Source organism: Schwartzia sp. (in: firmicutes), assembly GCF_978017985.1.
Genome location: NZ_CDXDFU010000112.1, coordinates 1 through 3,045, shown reverse-complemented (window position 1 = coordinate 3,045; position 3,045 = coordinate 1). Strand labels below are relative to the sequence as shown.

The 3,045-nt window shown below is 42.3% G+C and carries 4 protein-coding genes; all 4 read left to right on the top strand.

Features of this window, described 5'->3' with window-relative positions; genetic code table 11:
- Nucleotides 1-330, top strand: a 330-nt coding sequence (locus ACY69O_RS05195) for a glutamate racemase (protein ID WP_462332403.1), incomplete at its 5' end; no start/stop codon positions are given.
- Between the two features lie 137 nt (nucleotides 331-467).
- Nucleotides 468-1,724: an NAD(P)-dependent malic enzyme gene (locus tag ACY69O_RS05190; protein ID WP_462332402.1), complete on the top strand. Its 1,257-nt coding sequence runs from the start codon at nucleotides 468-470 to the stop codon at nucleotides 1,722-1,724.
- Between the two features lie 148 nt (nucleotides 1,725-1,872).
- Entirely contained in the window at nucleotides 1,873-2,283 is a 411-nt protein-coding gene (locus ACY69O_RS05185; RefSeq protein ID WP_462332401.1) for a DUF3783 domain-containing protein, read from the top strand.
- Nucleotides 2,273-3,045, top strand: a 773-nt coding sequence (locus ACY69O_RS05180) for a hypothetical protein (protein ID WP_462332400.1), incomplete at its 3' end; no start/stop codon positions are given. The genes ACY69O_RS05185 and ACY69O_RS05180, both read left to right, overlap by 11 nt.

Here is a 3,045-nt window from a genome sequence, read left to right as displayed (position 1 = left end):
GCAGAGTTTGTTGAGCGTGGAGAAACACATTCCGAAAACCTTAGACAATACCTGAAGGAAAAAATCACGAGTGTCGGGGGAATGGACGCTGACTGTGCAGTTTTAGGCTGCACACATTATCCTTTTGTAAAAGGCATGATTCAAGAGGTACTTGGCAGTGAAGTAAAGATTTTTGATGGTGCTCCCGGAATTGCAAGACAACTGAAAAGGAAACTTAAAGCTTATGATTTGATTAACGATTCCGGAAAAAAAGGTGAAATTCATTGGGAGAATAGCCTTGAAAACCCTGATCTGATAACACTTTCTATAAAACTTTTGAATAGCAGGTAAACGTAATTCTTTCATTATGAAATCATGAAGACTGTTGACAGCAACAGTCTTTTTTTTATATACTGTGGTATATATAAAGATGATGTAATGTTCTGACATTATAATTGTTATTAATTATATTAGGAGGAGAAATTATAATGAACTTAAACGAAGAATCATTGAAGGTCCATAAGGAGCATAACGGTAAATTGGCTACAATCCCAAAAGCAAAACTGGAGGATGCGCATGATTTGAGCGTTCTTTACACACCGGGTGTAGCAGAGCCGTGCAGAAAGATTAAAGATGATAAAGATCTTTCCTTCGAATATACGTGCCGCGGCAATATGGTTGCTGTTGTATCTGACGGTACACGCGTTTTAGGTCTCGGAAATATCGGTCCTGAAGCCGGAATTCCTGTTATGGAAGGAAAGTCTGTTTTATACAAGGTCTTTGCAGATGTTGATGCTATCCCTGTATGCCTTAATACCTCGGATAAGGATAAGTTTATCGAGACAGTCCGCTATCTGCAGCCGAACTTTGCAGGTATCAACCTTGAGGATATCGAGTCTCCGAAATGCTATGACATTGAGGATGCTCTGATTGAAAAAATGGATATCCCTGTTTTCCATGATGACCAGCACGGTACGGCGATTGCCTGCGCTGCAGCACTTCTTGGCGCGCTTCGTCTGGTTAAAAAAGATATTGCCGATGTTAAAATTGTCGCAAACGGCGCAGGTGCTGCCGGTACTGCAATTGTCCGCCTGCTTTTGAATCTCGGAGCAAAGCACATCACTATGATAAACTCCAAGGGCGCAATGTACGAAGGCATGGATATGAGCAGAATCAACCGTGTTCAGGCTGAGCTGCTGAAGCTGACAAACCTTGAGAAGAGACAGGGTTCTTTGGCAGAAATGGCTAAAGACGCAGATGTTATTCTCGGTGTTTCCCAGCCTGGCGTGTTTACGGCTGATATTATCAAGAGTATGAACAAGGACGCTATCGTTCTTGCTATGGCAAACCCGGATCCTGAGACAAGCTATGCTGATGCAAAGGCAGCGGGTGCGCGTGTAGTCGGAACGGGCCGCTCTGATGCCCCGAACCAGGTAAACAACGTGCTCGTATTCCCGGGACTTTTCCGTGGAGCAATTGATGTCCGCGCAAGAAAAATCAACGATGAAATGAAACAGGCTGCTGTTCACGCCATTGCTAACCTTATCCCTGACGAAGAGCTTCGTGAGGATTATGTAATTCCGGGTGCTTTTGACCCGAATGTTGCACCGGCTGTTGCTGCTGCTGTTGCAAAGGCTGCTATGGATACAGGAGTCGCAAGAATCACGGTTGACCCTGAGGATGTACGCAAGGAAACCCTTGAGAGAACAAAGAAATTAAGAGAGCTTCTTAAGAAAATTGGCTGATAAAGAACGGTCTAAGCCTTCCTGGATTGTGTATTTATGCAACAGGAAGGCTTTTCTTATGCTATAACCAGGCAAATGATGTCTTCCTTTGGCAAAACTTGAATTAATGCGCTATAATGTTTATTTAGGGATGGTGATTAGACGTACCATGGCACAGTTAAAGGAAAAGGTTTTATTATACAATTTCACGGATGATGAAGCTGTAAATAAGATAAAATCTATCTGCCGCAAAATGAATATAGAAAATCAGATTGTCCCTTTTGAAAACTGGAATCAAAAGATAGGTTTTCTTTTAGGCAGAAGAGGATTTCTGCCTGCAAAGGAAAATAGGGAAGATACCTTTTCTTTTTCGGATGAGGTGCTGATTTTCGCGCAGCTGAATGACAAACGACTGGATAAATTTTTATCCGGCATGAAACTCGAAAATGTTCCTATGATTAAATATAAAGCTGTTGTTACCCCGTTCAATATAATGTGGTCTCTGCGCCGGCTGTGTGAGACCATGCAGAAGGAACACGGGGCGGTTCGGGAAGGAAAGAATACGACGGATGAACAATAATAAAGATTCGACATTTGATACGGAAAAGATTTCTGCCCTGGCAGACGAAAAAACGCAGTATATGCCTGCAGTCCAGGAGCCGAAAAGCTCATTCCGTGAACTGCCTCAACAGAAAACGACTTTACCCGGCAATAAAAAACCATCTGATGATAGCAAAAAGCCTCAGTGGAAAAAATGTTTGATGGTTATCGTATTGTTTTTCTTTTCTGTAGTGTGCAGTTTTTTCCTGTTCGGATATTTCAATGACCGCCAGCAGATTAGCGAAAACGAACAACTGCGGCAAATTCAGTCAATGCGTGAGCAGGAAGCAGACATAAAGAAGAAAAAAGAAGCTCTCAGTAGAGAAAAAGAGAATCTTGAGATTGAAAAGAAAGCACTGGAGCAGCGCAAAAAGCAATTAGAAGCCGAAGCTGCCGGAGCGAAAAAACGAAATGATGAAATAAAAAAGAAATCAGATAATGCTTCCGCGATAGATAAGGTTTGGGATAAAGTAAGCGGAAAGGAAAAGAAGCGTCAGGAGGAGCAGAAGGAAAATACTACAACCTATGAGAAAGCCCAAAATGAATTGCACGACGTTGAAAATGCATTGCGCCAGTCTGCGGAGATTATTCACGAAGTAAATGAAAAAGTACAGCAGCTGCAGGAAATGCAGGAACGCGTGGAAAAAATACAGGATGAGGCAACGGAGCTGTACGAGAGTAACGCAGGTATAATTTCCAAAGCACTGTATTACTTCAAAGAAATGACAAAGATTTTTGAGAG

Excerpts from the sequence above, each read along its gene's own strand:
- ACY69O_RS05190 (WP_462332402.1), top strand. The coding sequence starts at position 468 with ATGAACTTAAACGAAGAATCATTGAAGGTCCATAAGGAGCATAACGGT.
- ACY69O_RS05185 (WP_462332401.1), top strand. The coding sequence starts at position 1,873 with ATGGCACAGTTAAAGGAAAAGGTTTTATTATACAATTTCACGGATGAT.